Below are 274 nucleotides of genomic sequence, written 5' to 3'. Positions count from 1 at the left end.
TGCAATTACCTCGGCACTTAAGTTACTCGCGTTCGCTTTCACCCAGCAAAGCAGTGTTTTTTTATAAAACACCAGAGTCTGATTTTGAACCGCTACAAATAGAACAAAATAAACTAGTTGGGCAAAAATCAGGATTTGGCGATGCGTATCAAAAGCAAAATGTGGCTAAAAATTTAGCGCCACAAGATCTTGCTTTTGGAAACCCTCAAACAATTGATGTGTGCTACGTGCCTCCAACAGTAAAAGAGCTATTTTGTCGTTTTTCACTCAGGGT

At 39.8% G+C, this 274-nt stretch carries 1 pseudogene; it reads left to right on the top strand.

Annotated features, from left to right (window positions below):
- Window positions 1–274, top strand: a pseudogene (locus AAEY97_RS21250) (type I-F CRISPR-associated protein Cas7f/Csy3); the annotation flags it as partial.

Origin of the sequence: Shewanella sp. TB7-MNA-CIBAN-0143, assembly GCF_040310065.1 — a bacterium.
GTDB lineage: Bacteria > Pseudomonadota > Gammaproteobacteria > Enterobacterales > Shewanellaceae > Shewanella.
Note: the sequence above shows the minus strand (reverse complement) of the source record. Positions and strands in the feature narration are given on the sequence as shown.